This is a genomic window from Bradyrhizobium sp. Arg237L (assembly GCF_029990105.1).
In the GTDB taxonomy this organism is placed as follows: Bacteria; Pseudomonadota; Alphaproteobacteria; order Rhizobiales; family Xanthobacteraceae; genus Bradyrhizobium.
In genome coordinates this window covers 1-17,655 of sequence record NZ_JAQMIL010000094.1, presented here as the reverse complement: position 1 = coordinate 17,655, position 17,655 = coordinate 1, and the positions used below count along the sequence as shown (strand labels likewise).

The window sequence follows — 17,655 nt, the reverse complement described above, 5'->3', positions numbered from 1 at the left end:
TCTGCTGACGAGCAGCGGCCGGACCAATGAAGTCGTCATCCCGCCATTCCGTACACGGACATCCGGGCGGAGATTCCTCGCAACTGGTGCTCACCGAGATACTCGACATCATGGGGAACGTGTCGGGCGACGGCTTCCGTCATGAGCAGGTCCCGGCCTATCGTCTTGGTGAGCGCTTCCACGCGGCAAGCCTCGTTGACGGCTGCGCCGATGACCGTGAAGTCCAGGCGATCCGGGGCGCCGATGTTGCCGAAAAAGACCTCACCTTCGTGAAGGACGATGCCCGCGCGCAGCAAGGGGTGGCCTTCGGCGTCGGACGCGACCCGGATTTTCCGATTAGAAGCTTCGAGTCTGGCAATCGCCTCCCTCGCCGCCGAGACGGCCGCGCGCGACGCTTCGGCGACGCCGATCTTCACCGGAAGGACGGCGAGCATGCCGTCACCGATGAACTTGAGAATTTCGCCGCCGTGAGCGGCCACGGCGCTCGCCATCGCTTCGAAGTAGGCGTTCAGCAGCACCAGCATGTCGGCCGGGGCCAGAACGTCCGACATCTGCGTGAAATTCCTCAGGTCCGAGACCCAAATCACGGCGCGGATCGAGTCTCCTGCACCGCGCTTGATTGCGCCTTCGAGCACCTTGGCAGCGGCGCCGTAACCAAGGTAGGCTGCCAACGCGTTTTCGGAGATCTTCAACTCGCTGTGCCGTTGCACATGCAAGGCGAATAGTTTGAAGAGCCGGGTCAATGAATCTATTTCCGCCCCGGCGAAGCCGCCGCCAGCTTTTGTCGCGACGGTGATCACGTTACGTGTGTCCAGACCCGACAAGGGAATCGCAACGTAGTCGGTCATGCCGGCGGCCGCGAGCTCGATCATGAGCGGAAATTCGTCCTGCGCCGACCTCTCGTTCGGCGCTCGTCGTATCGTCTCGCCGGTCTCGACGATACGCTGCAGCGGATTGAGTCTGTAGGCATCGGAATCGACAGTCGCGTCAGCGACCCGCACCTCGTCGCAGAATCCATCGTCGGCGTTCCAGACCCACGCGAAACCGACAAGCTGGGGGTGAAGCGTGCCGATGTGCAGGGTAAGTCGATCGACCGAAGAGCCAGCCACCTTCATTCGACAGATCAGCTTAACCAGGAGGTCGATCATCTGCCGCTCGGCGGAGGCCTCTTCCAGTAGCCAGGTTTCGGTCTCGGCGAAGCTGTCCGCGCTGCCGGCAGCGACCGCGATCGGACCGGCTCTTCGCACGAACGAGACCGACGGGGGATATATCCGAGGCGATGGATCGGAAGTCTTGGAAGCCATTTCAACTTCCTCGGGCATCGAGTTCGCGCCCGAAGCGTTCGACGAGGAAATCGATGAAAAGCCTGACTTTCACCGACAGGTGTCGTGTCGGCGGGTAGATCGCATACAGCGTAAGTGGCGGCGCCGAGAAGCCCTTCAAGATCGCCTGCAGTTGCTTCCTCTTCAGCGCCTCACCGGCGATGAACTCGGGTAACAACGCCACTCCCCTTCCCTTGACGGCGACGTCGCGTAGCACCTCGGCGTTGTTTACGCACAGGGACCAGGCGGGTTGGATCCAGTGCTCTCCGTCGGCACCAGTCAGCTTCCACTGGTTGCCGGTGAGCAGGAAGCCGTACGTCAGGGAGATGTGATCGCGAAGGTCCCGCGGGTGCGATGGCATGCCGTGCTTCTCGAGATAGTCCGGCGATGCGCAGATCACCCTCGGCATAGGCGTGATCTTCCGCGCGATCAGGCTGGAGGATTCGAGCTCGGCGATACGAAGGGTCACGTCGAAACCGTCCTGGACGGGATCGACGAGGTCGTCGCTCAGCACGAGTTGGAGCTGCATTTCCGGATATTTGAGCATGAAGTCGGCGAGCGCCGGGCCCAGCTTTATGGTGCCGAAGGACATCGGCGCATTGATGCGCAGAAGTCCGCGTGGGGCCGACTGCAAATGCGTGACGGCCTGGTCGGCGGCATCCATCTCGGAAAGGATGACGAGCGCGCGTTCGAAATAGAGCTGACCGTTCTCGTTCGGGCTCGCATGCCGCGTGGTCCGATTGAGGAGCTGCACACCGAGGTTTTCCTCGAGATCGCCGACGTACTTGCTGATCGCCGACCTGGACAGGCGTAGCTGGCGGCCCGCCTCCGAGAAACTGCCGGTTTCCACCACTTTCACGAAGGCCTTTAGGCTGGCCACCTTGTCCATCGTTCAATCCCGATTGTCGCCAATTCGTAAACAGTAGCGTCATGAAAGCATGGATTGTTCTCGCATCAAAGCCATTCGATATGTGTCGCCAGAGCCCGAGCGGCTCTTTCGAACCCGGAGGCAAGATGTCAGGCATCCATCACGTCACCGCCATCGCCGGCGACCCGCAGAAGAACTTTCGCTTCTACACCCGGAATCTCGGCCTGCGCTTGGTCAAGAAGACCGTCAATTTCGACGATCCGGCCACCTACCATTTCTGCTACGGCGACGAGACTGGCCGGCCGGGCTCGATCCTCACCTTCTTCCCCTGGGCAGCAGCTCCTGCAGGCCGCCGAGGTGTCGGCGAAATCCATCAGACGACTTTCCGCGTGCCCCAGCGCTCGCTGAGCTATTGGACGCAGCGCTTCCTCGAGAAGGGCATCAAGTTCGAGGCGATCGAGAAGCGCTTCGGCGAGTCCATGCTTGCGTTCTCCGATCCGGACGGCATGGCGCTGGCACTCGTCGGCGTCGCCGGCGCCGAGGACGAAGCTCCATGGAGCAACGGCGAGGTGCCGGCAGAGCATGCGATCCACGGCTTCCAGGGCGTCACGCTCCTGCTCGAGGATCGGACCAAGACCGCAAAGATCCTGACCGACGTTTTCGGCTTCAGCGAGACCGCACGGGAGGGATGCGGGACGCGCTTCAAGGCGCCCGGCGACGTACGGGGAAATGTCGTCGATATCTATGAAGCGAAGGGTTTTTTGCGCGGCAGCCAGGGCCGCGGCTCCGTGCACCACATCGCGTTCCGCGCGAAGGACGACTCCGAACAGGAAGCCATGGCCCAGAAGCTCATCAGCAATCATGGGCTGCATCCCACCGAGCAGAAGGACCGCATTTATTTCCGCTCGATCTACTTCCGGGAGCCGGGCGGCGTCCTGTTCGAGATCGCGACCGACATTCCGGGATTCGCGGTCGACGAGCCCGTAGCGACGCTCGGCCGCGATCTGAAACTGCCGAGCGTCCTCGAGCCGCACCGCCACGAGATCGAGGACGTCCTGCCCAAACTTCAACGAGCCGTGTCATGACTGCGAACTCTCCGTTCATCCGCCGTCGTTTCGCCGATCCATTCTCGCGGCGTCACTTCGGCTCGGCGGGCGCCAGGAACACGGCCGGCAAAGCGATCAGCGGTGGGAGGACGAAGCACCACGTACCAAGCTTCGCGTAGAGGCATGCGCCGGCAGCGCACCCCAGCGCGAAGGCAGCTACGCTTGCCGCCATCTTGCCGAGACGCGGCTTGGCCGCGGTCAACACCGAGACCGGCGCGCCCCGCAGCACGTCGGCGACGTCGATCATGATCTGCGTGGTCGTGCCCGTCATCAAGGTGCTCGGAGGCTCCGTACCCATGTGGATGCGATGCGCGGCGTTCTGAATGGCCATGGCGGCGACCAGGATCATGCCGGTGCAGATCGCCTGCCAGCTATCGCCCTGGAGGAACGGTCCGAAGTAAACGGCGCAGCCGGCGCCCGCCGCCAGAAGCAGCGTCTTGATGGCGAGCATCGAGCGAAAGATCGGCAAGCCGATCGCGGGCAGAACGAAGCTGAAGACCCGAGTTCCGATCACGACCAGGCAGAAGACCGGGAGCGCCAGAAGTTTCGCAAAGCCGCCGGAAGTCCCGAGCACCATGGCCGCTCCGAAGGTGACGAAGTTGCCGGTGACGTGCGCGGTGAACAATCCCTGGAGCGCGAGAAATCCAGCGGTATCGACGAAACCCGCATTCAGGCTCATCAGAAGTGGAAGCAGGAGTATATTTCGTGGCATCTTACCAACCGTATTGGAGTTGCACGCCGAGATAGTTGCTGGTGTGTCCACCGGCGCGGATGATCGTGTCGCCGACAGCGAAATGCACCGCTTCGATGGCGCCCGTGAGGTGGTCGTTGAACGCGTAGTCGACGCGGAGCTGTCCGTATGCTCCTGTCCAATTGCTTCCCCTGCCGGCGGTCCCCGCTATTGGCACGTTGGGCTGGACGTAGATGGCATCGGCCGTCGTCTCGCGCCACTGCAACCCGATGGCGCCCATCACTTTCAGCCGGCTCGCCGGACTAACGGTGATGGAAGGTTTGAGGTGCACCAGGTTCACATACCCCGTATAGCCGGCGAGCGTGAAGTAGTAGCCGTTCGGGAAGAGCGGATTGAACGTACCCACCGTTCCGTCTCCGGGGCGATGGTCTCCGGAGGCGGCGTCGAGCTGGATCCCGACCCGAGGCTGCCATGGCGCGCTTGCGAACGTGTATCCCGTTCGTGCGCCGACCGCCCAGGCACGAATGTCCGTCGTGCCCACCTGGCCTACCTGCCCCATCGCCTCGAGGTCCCAATCGATGTGCTCCGCGTTGCCCGCGAAGCGGACATCGAAGACGTGCCGGTGCTCCTCCCCGAAAGCATCCAGATATTTGGCGTTGCTCCGTTCGTAGAGCGAATAGTAGCCGGAGAGCTCCTTGTCGCCGAGAACCTTGCGTTCGACCCTCAGCGTGCTGAATCGGAAGCTGTCGTTCGACGTGTCGTCGAAGGGACGGACATCGAAGTATTGGACGGGACGGCTGACGAAGCCGATGAACCGCCAGGCGCCAGTCTCCCAATCGGCCCAGAGCGCGTCGAAGGACTGCCGGACGTTGGGCCCGTCCCGCGACGATACGAAACGCTGCAGGTCGAAGGCGAAGTCCTGCCGCCCGACGCGGGCCTTCAGGGTTCCGCCCGAGAACGTGTCGACATATTCCAGGAAGGCAAGGCGAAGGTCGAGCCTGTCCTGATCGACCGGCGAAATGATCAGCTTGTCGAAGGCGCGATCGTCCTCCAACTCAACGAACGCGCGCCAGTTTTCGTTGAAATGAACGTCGGCATGGACCTGCAGTCGTTGCAGGAGGTAGGTGTCCGACGGCGTGTTGCCGGTGCCGAAGCCCGCCGCGTTGTTGCTCTCGAAACGCTCGCGCAACGTGACGCCCAACGAGACGTAACTTTTCGGATCGGTGACCCAAAGCGGAATGTACTTCAGGCCGTCGAACGGTTCCGTGCGCAGTCTCGGATCGGCGAGAACCGACCAATCCTCCGCCCAGCGGTTCGCCTGAATCGCGGGCCGCTTCGGAAGCGTAGCACCCCCGTCATCCGCACGCGCGCGGTCGACACCGGCGCCGAAGGTCGCAAGTGCAAGAACGATCCAGAAGCTGCGCAGATCGGCTCGAGCCAACATCGGCGGACATCAACTCACTTGCGATCCGCCCGCGATGCGCTCTTCGGCCCGCGCGAGTGTATTTCGGCGACGTAGCCGCCAGGAAACATGACGAACGCCGTGGAGCGGCCGTCCGACGTGTAGGGTTCGACGAGTACCGTGGCGCCCGCATCCTTCGCCTTGGCGAGCGTGGCGGCGAGGTCCGCCACTTCATAACCCGTCGTCTCCCGTCCGTAGGGATAGGGCAGATGCCCGTCGGTGACCAGCACGACCATCTTCCCGAACGCGGACTCTATGCGGACGCGCCTGTAGGTCGCATCCGATCTTCCGATCTCGACGCCGGGCGCCTTCGCATCATCAGAGACGATCGTGCCGCGGGAGAACGTCAGGAAGCTCCGCGTGAAGGCGCCTGCCCTGTCGGGCGAGACGTACACGCGGTTCTCCGGAACCCGCTCGAAGGCGGCGTAGTCGGGCTTCGTCGTGTGCCAGTAGAGCTGCAGGTTGACGCCGCCAGGCCACTGGATCACGGCATCGCGCCCGATGGGATCCGGGAAGGTCGACACGAACACGTCGGCGCCCGCGGCGCGCGCCGCCTTGATCGCCTCGTCGAGGTCGGTGACAAGATAGCCGTTGCGCTCGGCGCCGAACGGATATGGGATTGGCGTCTTGAAGCCGAACAGCGAGACCGTGCCCACAGGCGTCTGCAGCAGTTGCGACGTGGTGCTGCTCGGCGTGGGCGTGACGGTCGCCACCACCTGCTTGGTGCTCTTGCCGCCGAAGGTCGCGAGGAAGCTCGTCACGAACTTGTCCACGTCCTCGGGCGCCACGTAGACGTGGGTCGTGTCGTATTGGGGGGCGACGGCAAGCCCCGCCTCTTTGGACTTCGTTGCATCCTTTGCGACGACCGGCGTCGTCGCCGCGACAGCCGCGGCAAGCGCCAGGAGAGCGAATATCCTTGTCGATTTCATTGAGAGACTCCTTAGGTAGCTTGAGATCGCGCAGCGCGGCTAGGGCGGAAGCAGGCCCCGTCGGAAGCAATCGATACGACGACGAGACCCGCGATCAACCCGAGATGTTCGAAGAAGGCGTTGGTAGCAATGAATCTCTCATGGCTCCCCATCGTCCAGAACGCGTTGGCGGTGAGCATCGCGACGAACGTCAGAACACCGAGCCCGCCGGCGCCGAGCCACACGAAGCGATTGACGACGACGAGCAGAGAACCGCCGAGTTCGATCACGATAGCGGCCGCCGCCCACAGCCAGCCCGGATGCAGGCCGAAGTGTTCCTGCTCGGCCGCCGCGCCCGCGAAGTCGAGCAGTTTGGTCATGCCGCCGAACAGGTAGGCCGAGACCAGCGCCAGCCTGGCCGCATGCCACAGAAACGGCCAGCGCAGGATCGCGGAAACCCAGTTCGGCGAATCTCCGGACGCCATGTCAGACGGCCCAGCATGCGCACCCGAGGGCGCCCCAGAAGCTCCTCAAGTCGGAAACCGGAAGACGGCTCGACCAGGCGGCGGCGTGATCGTGTCCGTGCACGCCGCAGGAGTTGGCGCAGCCGCACATCTGCATGGCCTTCATGGCGAGGCTGCTTTCCTTCGCCTTTGCCTTATCGTCCGCCCAGGCGGCATAGCCGCCGAAGCGTCGGACGGGCGACCAGTCCGGCATCGCGGGTGGCGGCGAGACGCTCTCGAGCTTGGAGAAGTCGCCTGCTCCGAACACGATCCTCCCGCCGACCATGGTCAGCAGCGACGTCGTATCCGCGATCTCGGCCTCGCTGCAGGAGAAGTAGTCGCGGTCCGGCACGATCAGGTCGGCGAGTTGGCCCACCTGAATGCGGCCCTTGTTGCCCTCCTCGTTCGAGAACCACGTCACGTTTTCGGTCCACATCCGCAGCGCCGTCTCGCGATCGAGGCAATTGCGCGGCGGTGTGATCCGCAGCCCCCCGACGGTGCGGCCCGTGACCAGCCAGGACAGCGAGACCCAGGGGTTATAGGAAGCCACGCGCGTCGCGTCGGTACCGGCCGAGACCTTGACGCCCTTGTCGATGATCTTCTTGACCGGCGGCGTGGCCTCGGCGGCTCCCGCCCCGTATCTTTCGACGAAGTATTCGCCCTGATAGGCCATCCGGTGCTGCACGGCGATGCCGCCTCCGAGCGCCGCGATGCGGTCGATCGACCGGTCCGAGATCGTCTCGGCATGATCGAAGAACCAGTGCAGCCCATCCAGAGGCAAGTCCTGGTTGACCCGCTCGAACACGTCCAGCGCCCGCGAGATCGTCTCGTCGTAGGTCGCATGGAGCCGCCACGGCCATTTGTTCTGCACAAGGACACGAACGACTTCCTCGAGTTCCCCCTCCATCTCCGGGGGCATGTCCGGACGGGCGACCCTGAAATCCTCGAAATCGGCCGCCGAGAACACCAGCATTTCGCCGGCGCCGTTGTGCCGGAAGTAGTCGTCGCCCTGCTTGTATTTCGAGGTCTTCGTCCAGTTGAGGAAATCCTGCTTCTCGCCCTTCGGCTTCTGCGTGAAGAGATTGTAGGCGAGCCGGATCGTCAGAAAACCTTCCTGGCCCAGCTTCTGGATAACCGCGTAGTCTTCCGGATAGTTCTGGAATCCACCGCCGGCATCGATGGCCCCGGTGACACCCAGCCGGTTCAATTCCCGCATGAAGTGACGGGTCGAGTTGACCTGGTAGTCGAAGGGCAGCTTGGGTCCCTTGGCGAGCGTCGCGTAGAGGATGTTGGCGTTCGGCTTGGCGAGCAGCAGTCCCGTGGGATTGCCCTTCGCGTCGCGCGTAATCTCGCCGCCCGGCGGTTCAGGCGTATCTTTCGTATAACCGACGGCCCGCAGCGCAGCTCCGTTGAGGATGGCCCGGTCGTAGAGATGCAGCAGGAAGACCGGCGTGTCAGGGGCAACGGCGTTGAGCTCGTCGATCGTCGGAAGTCGCTTCTCCGCGAACTGGTGTTCGGTGAATCCGCCGACCACCCTCACCCATTGCGGCGGCGGCGTGACGGCGACCTGCCGCTTCAACATGTCCATCGCATCCGCGAGCGAACGCACGCCGTCCCATCGAAGCTCCATGTTGAAGTTCAGACCGCCGCGGATGATATGGAGGTGGTTGTCGATCAGACCAGGCAGCACGCGATGCCCCTTGAGATCGACCATCTTCGTGGCGGGACCTGCGAGCTTCATCACCTCATGATCGCGTCCGACGGCGACGAACCGGCCGTCGGCGATGGCCACGGCCGAAGCCGTCGGGTTCGTGCGATCGAGCGTCGTGAACAGACCGCGATGCAAGATGACGTCCGGTACCGTGCTCATGAGTGTTTCTCCAGATCTTCGAGCGAGGAAGCGCTCTTCGATTGATCGCTTTGACGTCCGGGCAGCATCCCGAACATGTGCGGAGCGCACTTGGCCTGTTGCCACGCGGATCCGAGCCCGTGCCCGGACATCAGTTGCCGGGCGACGGGAACGATCTGTTCACCGGCCAGGATGCCGAGAAGACCGACCAGGGCCACCAGCGGCGGGGCCGGCGAACGCACGTTGAGGAGGCTGTAGACGACGCCGACCAAAAGGCCGGCGCCGAGTGACAAGAGGTAGATCTTCATCGCACCACTCTCGATGGGACGGGGCCGACGTCAGGCCACCTTCGTGCTGCCCTCGGACGCGTGCTCTCCGAGCGCCCACTTTGAGAACCGGATCTGAATTCCGTACGGCGAATGTGCACGCTGGATGTCCATCATGCCCTCGTAAGTCTCGCTGCGCGCCCAGTCCTGCTGGAGTTCGTAGGCGTACTGCGAAGAGGTGGTGGGAACCGCGCCCGCTTGGATCGCACGTTCCATGGCTCGGTTGTGTGCTTCGAGCGAGAGATCGCCGCACGCGTCCGCGGGAATGTAGACCTCGTATCCTTCCTTCAGCATGTCCAGCGTCGGGAAGAGCACACACGCTTCAGTCCAAAGGCCCGCCAAGACAAATTTCTTGCGACCGGTGGCGGCCACAGCCTTTCGGAAATTGGCATCGAGCCACGAATTCATGGACGTTCGATCAATGATGTCGTGGTTCGGGAACAGCGAGGTCACCTCCGGAATGAAGGGGCCGGAGAAGGAGTCTCTAGCGACGGTCGAAAGAACGGTCGGAATCTTGAAGAGCTTGGCAGCCTTTGCAAGAATCTGGACGTTGTTGATCGTGACCAAGCGGTCATGCGACTGAACGCCTTGAAACATTGCCGGCTGGTAGTCGATCAGTGCGATGGCGCTATTTTCCGGGCTGAGCATTTCGAGCTTCGACATCGAGAAGGTCTCCTTGTGATCGACGTGACCGATCAAACGAAAGCGGATGGGTGCAAGCGGCCGCATGTGAACCTTGAACGCCGCCCGGCGCTTGGACGATTTCGTCGCGGCTTGGACTCCGGCCCGATGATCTGCTCACGAGCGACAATCGCCGCACACGCGCCCAGCAGCCTCTCGTCCGAGATCGCCAGCATGTCCAAAGGACGCGCAGATAGTCCAAGCCAAAGGGTTCTCCATCCGCGACCTTTGCGTGCAGGAGGACCGAGGGCGATCTGAAGACGACGTAGCAGCCCTCATCGCCTCGTCACGGGAGTGATCGATGGCATTGCTGAAATTGCGAGGTGATACCCAGCTTTTACTACAAGGACTGGGTTGAAGACCTATTCGGACGCTCCTCACGCAACGACGACGACGCAGCCGACCAGGTCAATGAAGACCTCCTCACATTCCTGAAATCTTAGTCGGAGAAACCAGATGCCGCCGAATCCACTTCATCTGCTCGAACCAAAGGACTGCGCCCTGCTCCTGGTCGACCAACAGGCCGGCCTGGCGTTCGGAGTTGGTTCGATCGACCGGCAGGTCCTCATGAACAACGCCATCGCGCTGGCAAAGACCGCGACAGTGTTCGGCCTGCCGGTCGTCGCTTCGACCTCCGCGACGAAGGTGTACAGCGGGCCGCTGATGCCGGCCATCAAGTCAGCACTGCCCGGCATCGAGCCGATCGACCGGCGCAGCATGAACGTGTGGGAAGACGACAAGGCACGCGAAGCCGTGCTTGCCACCGGTCGAAACCGTTTGATCGTCTCGGGCCTGCTCACCGAGGCATGCGTGAGCTTCGCCGTGTTGTCGGCATTGTCGGCCGGCTTGGAGGTCTACGTCGTCGGCGACGCCTGCGGAGGGCTCACGACGGCGAGTCACGAACTGGCACTCGGCCGAATGGAGGCCGCCGGCGCCCGCCTCACTTCGTGGATCCAAGTACTTCTGGAGATGCAGCGTGACTGGACGCGGCACGAAACCTACGACGGCGCTCGCGCCATCGTCGAATCCCATGCGGGTGGATACGGGATCGGCCTGGCCTACGCCCGCGACATGATCCATCCCGCTTGAGACGCAAGCGCGCCCGGATTTAGTTAACCCTCGGTCCGGGCCCGCCGCCAGGCTCCGGGGCTTGCGCCCACGCTGCGGGAGAACACCCTGGTGAAGTAACTTTGGTCTCCGAAGCCGCAGATGAGCGCGATGTCGGCGAGCGGAAGCTTCGTGCTCAGCATGAGACGTTTGGCCTCGTCGATCCGGAGTTGCGAGAGGAATTCGTGCGGAGCGACACCCGTGCTGCGCCGGAACGATCTTGCGAAGTGGCTGGGCGTCAATTTGCATTCCGCGGCGACGTCGGCGATCGTCAGGCTGGTAGCAAGTCGCGTCCGCATGATCTCCTTAGCGCGGCGCTCCTGCCACGGCGCAAGACCTCCGCCGACCGCACTATCCCGCGGGCGCATGCCACCATAGGTCTGCGCAAAATGAGCGAGCAGGCTCAAACCGATCTGATCCAGGAAGAGCTGATTGGTCTCCGGATCCTGCTCGACCGCGCTGAGGAGCACGCTGGACAAGGTCGAGAGGTAGGGATCGCGCTGATCTCTGCTCCATTTGAGCGTCGCGATCGGCTTGGCTCCATGCTCTTGGGCGAATTCGTCAAGGGCGCGCCGCGGAACGTAGTATTGGACGGCGTCGAACGGCCCCCTGAATTCGCATTGGGGATTGTCCATCAGATTGATGACGCTGACGGTACCAGCGCCGAAGGCCCCCGAATACCTGGCCTTACCGGCGAGCCAGCAGGAATGCCTTTCGAGGTCGCCGAGCTGGTGCAGGATGCTGAAGGCTGGTTCGGAAGGGATGGCCGCCGTCCGTTCCCGAACGAAGTGGGAGCAGGTCAGTCGGGTCATCGCGAGCGTCAACTGTCCCTCGCGGTGGACGCGTAGCAGGCAGTCGCCTTCCATACCGAGGTGCTGACTCAGGCGACGACCATAGAAGCCGCCAGACCTGCTATCAGCCGCTTCCTTCATTGGAACGTCCAAAGCCATCCGCCACCGAACACGCTATCGAGAAGGACGAACCACATTCCAGTGCGCGTCCGTCGAACAAAATTCTCATAGAGAGATAATCGCCTTCGTTCAAGTCGCCGAACGAGCGACCATCGAGAGCGACGTGCCGATCGGAAAAATGCGTCGAAACGGAAACGATGACCGACGATAGGTGAAGAAACCCGGACTTGATATCCGCCCGCATTCCACATTATTTGTGAAACAGCTTCATAGATGGTCGGGGCATGGACAATCGTGTTGGCGAAATGCAGGTCTTCCTCCGCGTGGTGGAAGCTGGAAACTATTCCGAGGCAGCCCGCCGCCTTCTGATGACGCCGTCCACGGTCAGCAAACTCATCGGACGGATCGAGACGCGGCTGGGCGTCCGACTATTCGAGCGCTCCACGCGACGCTTGGCTTTGACCTCCGAAGGTCGGATGTACCATGAGAAGAGCCTCGCGCTCGTCGCCGAACTCGACAGCATTGAACGGAGCGTCTCTCGAGGCGCCGCGGCGGCCGGCGGAACGATCCGCGTCAACACCACAGTGTCGTTCGGCATCCTCGGCCTCGAACCTCTGCTCCCGGCCTTTTGGGAAACTCACCCCGGCATCATGGTCGATATTTCGCTCTCCGACGAGATCGTCGACCTGTACCTCGATCGAGCGGACATCGCCTTTCGCGTGGGCTCCCTGCAGGACTCCGCGATGGTCGCCAGGCGCATCGGGGTCGTGAAGAGAAGGATCGTCGCATCTCCGGGCTACGTCGAGCGCATGGGTGAACCCAAGAGTATCGCGGATCTTTCCCGTCACAGGTGCCTCGGATTCAACTTCCGGCGTTCCGCGCCGGTCTGGCCTCTGAAGGAAAGCGGTCGCATCGTCGATCGACGGGTCAGCGGTCCGCTCGTTGCGAACAACGCCCAAACCTTGCGGAGGATGGCGATCGCAGGAATCGGCCTCGCAAGGCTGGCCGACTATCACATTCGCGACGATATGGCCGCCGGTCGCCTGGTCGAAGTGCTCAAAGGTACGGTCGGTGACGACGAGCAGATCCACGCACTCTACCATGGCGGGCCGCGGTTGCCCTTTCGCGTGAAAGCATTCCTCGACTTCGTCTGCCCTCGCCTCACCGACTTCATGGAAGGTAAGTCGGCTCATGAAGGAGTCCCACACACCAGGACGAAACGGGCCGTCAAGCGATCTAATTGAGTGGAGGAAGGATCGCCTGCAATTCGAGGCGACGCTCTTCGAGGAAAGCGGGAAGTTGAAGCTTCTCGCCCAATCGCCCGGGCGCCTCGTCGACCGAGAATCCCGGACCGTCGGTCGCGATCTCGAACAGGACGCCGCAGGGCGCGCGAAAGCCCACCGCGTTCAGGTAGGTTCGCTCTATCGGATCACTCACCACGATGCCGTACGCTGAACGAAGCTTCTCGACCATCTCCGATCGGTCGTCGAAATCGCGAGAGCGGAAGGCGACATGCCGGATGGTACCGCCGCCGAGGCGTCCCCGCGAGGACTTCCCGATCACGTGCAAGGTGATCGCACCGCCCGGACCATCATGCGCCGCGAAGCGAATAGTCCCATCCCTTCGGGAAACCAGTTCGAACTCGAAGACCTGCTGCAGGATATCGATGGTTGCGTCCTCCTCGCGGACATTGAGCGTGATATCGTGGAGGCCGTACAGCAGGCAGGCGGCCGGCGCATTGCGATCGGCCCTCTGCGACGGTTCTTCCAGTGTCTCGACCAGCGCGATCGCCGTACCGTCGGGATCCGCAAAACAGAGCATCCGCTCCCCAAAGGGCGACATTTGCGAACGGTGGGGCACATCGAAGGCATCCAGCCGATCAGCCCATTGGTCAAGGGAGTACGGAGCTGCGCGAAAAGCCGTCTGAACGACTTCGCCGACGCCGGCTAAGCCCGGCGTCACGCAATTCCAGGCAAGCGTGCTGATCACGGTGCCGGGAACCCCGAGGTCGTCGCCGTAGTAAACATGATAGCTGCCCGGGTCGTCGTAGCAGACGGTCTTCTTGACGCGTTTGAGCCCCAGCACACCGCAATAGAAGTCGGCGGCGCGCCGTACATCGCCGACGATCGCCGTAACGTGATGAATCCCTCGCGCGCTCACGTGGCTGATGTCCAATTCGCGGCCCCAAGGCCGTCCGTGCGATGCGTCATGCTTACTTGCCGGCCTTCGTTCCCGCTGCGGTTGCCGGTCGTCCAGGACACACAACTCCCGAACTTCACTAGGCGTCTTGGACTTTCTCCCGATAACCGAACCGTCCCACGCCAAAATGTGGCCATTTTGCCGTTGCGGCGACGCAATCGTACAAAGCGCCGTGAAATCCTGCAATCACTCCCGACTGGCTTGACCAAGGATGGCGGTCCGAAACCTTGCTCCGGCACTTCGTCCCAACTGGTGCCATGATCCGTCGACGATCACCGTTCGATCGGTCGAGTAGATACGATGCCTCCATCCAACGAGAAGCCCATCCAATCGGTCGCTGCGCGCAACGCTTCTCCGTGGATCGCGTTTCGGCACACCACGTTCACCGTCGTGTGGATCGCGACCGTCGTCGCCAACGTTGGCACCTGGATGTACAACGCCGCGTCCGGATGGCTTATGACAAATCTCGATGCCAATCCGCTCACGGTTTCCCTGGTTCAGGTCGCGAGCAGCCTTCCGATGTTCCTGTTCGCGCTACCGGCCGGCGCGCTGGCGGATACCGTCGACAAGCGCCGTTTTCTGATCGGCTGCGAGATCGCCCTCACGACCGTCGCGGGAGTAAGCGCGGTGCTCGTCGGACTAAATCTAGTCACTCCGCCGATCCTGCTGCTGTTCACCTTCCTGCTCGGCGCCGGCGCTGCATTCACCGCGCCCGCGTGGCAGTCGGTCGTCCCTCAGCTTGTCCCGAAGGAAGACCTGGCGGCGGCAGTCGCCAGCAACGGTGTGGGCGTCAACATCAGCAGAGCCATCGGGCCAGCGCTGGGCGGCGTGGTCATCGGCGGACTGGGCATCGCCGCACCATTCTGGATCAACGCGCTGAGCAATTTCGCCGTGATCGGCGCCCTGCTTTGGTGGCGCCCGGCGTCCCCGCAAGGGAGTGGGCTGCCACCGGAGCGGCTCGCCGGCGCCATGGTGATCGGCTTCCGCCATGCGCGGTTCAATCCGAGCCTCCGCGCCACGCTCATCAGGGCGGTGGCGTTCTTCTTCTTCGCGAGCGCCTATTGGGCATTGCTCCCGCTCGTCGCGCGCGATCAGATCGCGGGCGGTCCAGAACTCTACGGTATTCTGCTCGGAGCCATCGGGGTCGGCGCCGTCGTGGGTGCGTTCGCGCTGTCCTGGATGAAGACGACCCTGGGACCAGACCGGCTCGTTGCTGCGGGCACGCTCGGAACGGCGCTCAGTCTGATCCTGCTCGGCATCGCCCATCACGCGGCGATCGGTCTTTCGGCTTGCCTGCTCGCAGGCGTCTCGTGGATCGTCGTTCTCGCGACGGTCAACGTCTCGGTTCAGGTCTCGCTGCCCGATTGGGTCCGCGGGCGCGGCTTGGCCATGTTCGTCACGGTGTTCTTCGGCGCGATGACCGCCGGCAGCGCCCTTTGGGGACAGTTCGCCTCGGAACTGGGCCTGCCGGCGGCGCATTTCGTCGCCGCAGCGGGCGCCGTCGCCGGGATTGTGCTGACCTGGCGTTGGAAGCTTCAGGCCGGTGCCGGAATCGACCTTGCACCGTCGATGCATTGGCCGGCGCCGATATTGACCATCGATGCCGGCGCGGATCGCGGGCCCGTGCTCGTCACGGTCGAGTACCTCATCGCTCCGGAAAGGCGCGACGCCTTCCTTTCCGCCGTCATGGAATTGGGCCTACAGAGGCGGCGCGACGGCGCCTATGCCTGGGACATCTTCGAGGATGCCGCTGAGAACGGACGCTTCCTGGAAACGTTTATGGTCGCATCCTGGCTCGAGCATCTCCGACAACACCAGCGCGTGACGAACGCGGACCGGATCGTTCAGGACGCGATCCGCGAGTTCGGCGCGACGGCCGAGCCCAAGGTTACCCACTTCATAGCGACCCGGCTTCAGTCGCCTTAATCAGGCGACGCACCAAGCTCGGCCTGCCGAGAGTAGCAACCTTTCCTGGTCTCGGATTCCGGACGTATCGCTAGCGTCGACCTTCTCAGGATGAGTTCTGGACGAAGTATGACAGCCCGCTCTCGATCGCGCTCCGACCAGGGCTCAAGTTGCTGAAGTGGCGAGGCACCTAGTATCGAAACTCCGCATTCGAAGGAGCCCACAAATCACCTGGATTACTCAATGCACATAGGTCCAACAAGACAAGCGACAGATGGGAGGAGCTTGAGCTTTGGGGAAAAAGCTGCCGGCCCGCATGCTCAGCGCGAATTTGAAGCTCCTTGCTGGCCCGACAAGCCAGGCTCGTAGGACCCAGATATTCTCCGCCGTTTCACAGGTGATGCAATCGCACCAGCGGCATCCTACCGCCGCCGTCAGGAGGACAAAATCGCAGACAATCGTAGTCTGGCGTAGGAAATCGTAGCTGGTGTCGCAGAGGAGCGAATCGCCCCCCTACGCGAACAATCCGGTTTTGGTTCTGCAGCAAGCCGTACTCTGCAGCCACGGGCAGAGCAGATTGTCCGTTTTGCGCCCCCTAGTATCCTATTCTACGACGAGCACGTAATCGATCTGTACCATCGGATCTGCGCGCTGTATCGAATTGGGTGAAGATACAGAAACAAAGGAAAAGCCGTAGAGCAACCTGGCCGTGCGGCGGGCGACCACAAGAAAACGTCGCACGAGACCCGTTTTGTTCTCGGCGACCATGCCGGTAACTTGTTGAGGAAGAAGGTATTTTGCTTTGGTGGGCGCACCAGGGCTCGAACCTGGGACCCGCTGATTAAGAGTTCAAAACCAGCACCTCTCTACGATTTCTAAATCTGCGCCACACTACGACAACGTCCAAGAAGGTCTTTTATTTATAGGGACTTGTCGCATAGCTTCGCAGTCCAGCGAACCCAGACCTTCAAATACCTCGGCTCGCCAAAACCGTTTGAAAACCGTTTTAGCAGTTCACGTCCGCCCCCATGACCGACATTCGCATTGCTCTCAGCGACAAGGCCATCGCTCAGCTACCGACTCCTGAAGATGGCTGGTATCTGGCTCGCGACACCGAGTTGAAAGGCTTCTTCGTGGTCGTGGGGAAGCGGAAAAGGACCTTCACTGTTCAAGGTGATCTTAGACAACGAGGAAAGCGGGCCTCTTCCATCAGAGTGTCGATTGGAGATGCCAGCGAGTTGACGACTCGAGCGGCCCGCGCGATTGCCAGGGAATATCTTGCTCAGATCAGCAAAGGGCAGCACCCGAAAGAGAGGCTAGACGGAAGGGCCGGACAGGCCGGAACCGAGGGGAATAGTGCCGTAGCGGCCGCTACCCTGAACCAGGCTTGGCAACGCTATCTGGAAGCCCACTTGATCCGAAAAGGCCGTAGCGAGAAAACGATAAGCGGCTATCGCGATCACGTCGAACGTATCTTTTCGGAATGGCTTGACACCCCTCTGCTCGATCTCGCGAACGATCCCGGTCGCGTCGCCGAAAAACATGATCAGCTTACCAAGGAGAACGGTCCTTACATGGCGAATGGCAGCATGCGGACGCTGCGGGCCATTTACAATCATGCTCGGAAGACCAATCGATCGCTGCCGCCTGACAATCCCGCAGATGCTGTCGATTGGAATCAGGAGGAGCGCAGGAATACCGGTATGGGCACCGGCGATTTGAAAGGATGGTTCATAGAGCTGGCCAGTCTAGGGTCTGTTGGGATTCATCGGGAGTTTATCACGGCAGCGGTCAGATGGATCATGGCTGCGAAGCTT

16 protein-coding genes are annotated in these 17,655 nt (G+C 62.2%); 5 read left to right on the top strand and 11 right to left on the bottom strand.

Features of this window, described 5'->3' with window-relative positions; translation table 11 throughout:
- Positions 1-35: 35 nt before the first annotated feature.
- Together OZ411_RS38095 and OZ411_RS38090 are read right to left on the bottom strand one after the other, a co-directional pair.
- A complete protein-coding gene (locus OZ411_RS38095; RefSeq protein ID WP_282532058.1) occupies positions 36-1,304 on the bottom strand; it encodes an adenylate/guanylate cyclase domain-containing protein in 1,269 nt (422 codons plus the stop codon).
- 1 nt (position 1,305) lies between these two features.
- The gene (locus tag OZ411_RS38090; RefSeq protein WP_282532057.1) at positions 1,306-2,211 is read right to left on the bottom strand and encodes a LysR family transcriptional regulator; all 906 of its coding nucleotides are present in this window, start codon (positions 2,209-2,211) and stop codon (positions 1,306-1,308) included.
- A gap of 125 nt (positions 2,212-2,336) precedes the next feature.
- Between OZ411_RS38090 and OZ411_RS38085 the strand changes: the two genes are divergently transcribed.
- Positions 2,337-3,275 carry a ring-cleaving dioxygenase gene (locus OZ411_RS38085; protein WP_282532056.1) on the top strand — a complete coding sequence of 313 codons (939 nt, stop codon included), beginning with the start codon at positions 2,337-2,339 and terminating at the stop codon, positions 3,273-3,275.
- Positions 3,276-3,327: 52 nt separating this feature from the next.
- Here the strand turns inward: OZ411_RS38085 and OZ411_RS38080 are convergent, their stop codons facing one another.
- The 7 genes from OZ411_RS38080 to OZ411_RS38050 are packed head-to-tail and all read right to left on the bottom strand — an operon-like array spanning position 3,328 to position 9,698.
- Positions 3,328-4,008, bottom strand: a complete 681-nt coding sequence (locus OZ411_RS38080) for a YoaK family protein (RefSeq protein ID WP_282532055.1) — start codon at positions 4,006-4,008, stop codon at positions 3,328-3,330.
- A gap of 1 nt (position 4,009) precedes the next feature.
- Positions 4,010-5,431, bottom strand: a complete 1,422-nt coding sequence (locus tag OZ411_RS38075) for an alginate export family protein (protein WP_282532054.1) — start codon at positions 5,429-5,431, stop codon at positions 4,010-4,012.
- A gap of 14 nt (positions 5,432-5,445) precedes the next feature.
- Positions 5,446-6,378, bottom strand: coding sequence for a glyoxalase (locus OZ411_RS38070; RefSeq protein ID WP_282532053.1), 933 nt, complete (start codon positions 6,376-6,378; stop codon positions 5,446-5,448).
- 11 nt (positions 6,379-6,389) lie between these two features.
- Positions 6,390-6,842 carry a DoxX family protein gene (locus OZ411_RS38065; protein WP_282532052.1) on the bottom strand — a complete coding sequence of 151 codons (453 nt, stop codon included), beginning with the start codon at positions 6,840-6,842 and terminating at the stop codon, positions 6,390-6,392.
- Position 6,843: 1 nt separating this feature from the next.
- Entirely contained in the window at positions 6,844-8,730 is a 1,887-nt protein-coding gene (locus OZ411_RS38060; protein ID WP_282532051.1) for an amidohydrolase, read from the bottom strand.
- Entirely contained in the window at positions 8,727-9,017 is a 291-nt protein-coding gene (locus OZ411_RS38055; protein WP_282532050.1) for a XapX domain-containing protein, read from the bottom strand. The genes OZ411_RS38060 and OZ411_RS38055 overlap by 4 nt, the downstream gene beginning before the upstream one ends.
- Positions 9,018-9,047: 30 nt before the next feature.
- Positions 9,048-9,698 carry a hydrolase gene (locus tag OZ411_RS38050; protein ID WP_282532049.1) on the bottom strand — a complete coding sequence of 217 codons (651 nt, stop codon included), beginning with the start codon at positions 9,696-9,698 and terminating at the stop codon, positions 9,048-9,050.
- A gap of 474 nt (positions 9,699-10,172) precedes the next feature.
- Here OZ411_RS38050 and OZ411_RS38045 point away from each other — a divergent pair, with 474 nt between their 5' ends.
- Entirely contained in the window at positions 10,173-10,805 is a 633-nt protein-coding gene (locus OZ411_RS38045) for a hydrolase (protein WP_282532048.1), read from the top strand.
- A gap of 23 nt (positions 10,806-10,828) precedes the next feature.
- Here OZ411_RS38045 and OZ411_RS38040 read toward each other — a convergent pair whose 3' ends face one another.
- On the bottom strand, positions 10,829-11,755 hold the full coding sequence (locus tag OZ411_RS38040; protein WP_282532047.1) for an AraC family transcriptional regulator: 927 nt from the start codon (positions 11,753-11,755) through the stop codon (positions 10,829-10,831).
- A gap of 263 nt (positions 11,756-12,018) precedes the next feature.
- On the opposite strand from OZ411_RS38040, the gene OZ411_RS38035 reads away from it, so the two are divergent.
- Positions 12,019-12,978: a LysR family transcriptional regulator gene (locus tag OZ411_RS38035; RefSeq protein WP_282532046.1), complete on the top strand. Its 960-nt coding sequence runs from the start codon at positions 12,019-12,021 to the stop codon at positions 12,976-12,978.
- Here OZ411_RS38035 and OZ411_RS38030 read toward each other — a convergent pair.
- On the bottom strand, positions 12,971-13,894 hold the full coding sequence (locus OZ411_RS38030; RefSeq protein WP_282532045.1) for a ring-cleaving dioxygenase: 924 nt from the start codon (positions 13,892-13,894) through the stop codon (positions 12,971-12,973). The genes OZ411_RS38035 and OZ411_RS38030 overlap by 8 nt on opposite strands.
- Positions 13,895-14,233: 339 nt before the next feature.
- Between OZ411_RS38030 and OZ411_RS38025 the strand changes: the two genes are divergently transcribed.
- Positions 14,234-15,859, top strand: a complete 1,626-nt coding sequence (locus tag OZ411_RS38025; protein ID WP_282532044.1) for an MFS transporter — start codon at positions 14,234-14,236, stop codon at positions 15,857-15,859.
- A 1,007-nt stretch (positions 15,860-16,866) separates the two neighbouring features.
- Positions 16,867-17,655: integrase arm-type DNA-binding domain-containing protein (locus OZ411_RS38020; protein ID WP_282532043.1), on the top strand; the 789-nt coding region annotated here is incomplete at its 3' end.

Excerpts from the sequence above, each read along its gene's own strand:
- OZ411_RS38095 (WP_282532058.1), bottom strand. The coding sequence starts at position 1,304 with ATGGCTTCCAAGACTTCCGATCCATCGCCTCGGATATATCCCCCGTCG.
- OZ411_RS38090 (WP_282532057.1), bottom strand. The coding sequence starts at position 2,211 with ATGGACAAGGTGGCCAGCCTAAAGGCCTTCGTGAAAGTGGTGGAAACC.
- OZ411_RS38085 (WP_282532056.1), top strand. The coding sequence starts at position 2,337 with ATGTCAGGCATCCATCACGTCACCGCCATCGCCGGCGACCCGCAGAAG.
- OZ411_RS38080 (WP_282532055.1), bottom strand. The coding sequence starts at position 4,008 with ATGCCACGAAATATACTCCTGCTTCCACTTCTGATGAGCCTGAATGCG.
- OZ411_RS38075 (WP_282532054.1), bottom strand. The coding sequence starts at position 5,431 with ATGTTGGCTCGAGCCGATCTGCGCAGCTTCTGGATCGTTCTTGCACTT.
- OZ411_RS38070 (WP_282532053.1), bottom strand. The coding sequence starts at position 6,378 with ATGAAATCGACAAGGATATTCGCTCTCCTGGCGCTTGCCGCGGCTGTC.
- OZ411_RS38065 (WP_282532052.1), bottom strand. The coding sequence starts at position 6,842 with ATGGCGTCCGGAGATTCGCCGAACTGGGTTTCCGCGATCCTGCGCTGG.
- OZ411_RS38060 (WP_282532051.1), bottom strand. The coding sequence starts at position 8,730 with ATGAGCACGGTACCGGACGTCATCTTGCATCGCGGTCTGTTCACGACG.
- OZ411_RS38055 (WP_282532050.1), bottom strand. The coding sequence starts at position 9,017 with ATGAAGATCTACCTCTTGTCACTCGGCGCCGGCCTTTTGGTCGGCGTC.
- OZ411_RS38050 (WP_282532049.1), bottom strand. The coding sequence starts at position 9,698 with ATGTCGAAGCTCGAAATGCTCAGCCCGGAAAATAGCGCCATCGCACTG.
- OZ411_RS38045 (WP_282532048.1), top strand. The coding sequence starts at position 10,173 with ATGCCGCCGAATCCACTTCATCTGCTCGAACCAAAGGACTGCGCCCTG.
- OZ411_RS38040 (WP_282532047.1), bottom strand. The coding sequence starts at position 11,755 with ATGAAGGAAGCGGCTGATAGCAGGTCTGGCGGCTTCTATGGTCGTCGC.
- OZ411_RS38035 (WP_282532046.1), top strand. The coding sequence starts at position 12,019 with ATGGACAATCGTGTTGGCGAAATGCAGGTCTTCCTCCGCGTGGTGGAA.
- OZ411_RS38025 (WP_282532044.1), top strand. The coding sequence starts at position 14,234 with ATGCCTCCATCCAACGAGAAGCCCATCCAATCGGTCGCTGCGCGCAAC.